Raw genomic sequence first — 219 nt, forward strand, 5'->3', positions numbered from 1 at the left:
GAGTTATCAGCCTGATTATCAGAATCCCATTTGAAGACGATGTAACTTACGACGAATATCTCGATATGGCTATCGTCAGCGAAAATATGCCGGAAGACGAGATCCATCATTATCTGGACGCCGTTCTGGAAACGATTCGTCCCGCCTGCTCAAACGAGCGTGTTTCGGATTTCGACGAAGACTTTGTTGTTTATTACTTCAAAGAGAATATCCCTGACT

1 protein-coding gene is annotated in these 219 nt (G+C 43.8%); it reads left to right on the forward strand.

Going from position 1 to position 219, the window contains the following annotated elements; translation table 11 throughout:
* Positions 1-219 (forward strand): hypothetical protein (locus HJV72_RS19245; RefSeq protein ID WP_208073484.1); only part of this gene is annotated, 219 nt, incomplete at both ends.

This window comes from Extibacter sp. GGCC_0201 (genome assembly GCF_017566055.1).
Classification (GTDB): Bacteria; Bacillota; Clostridia; order Lachnospirales; family Lachnospiraceae; genus Extibacter.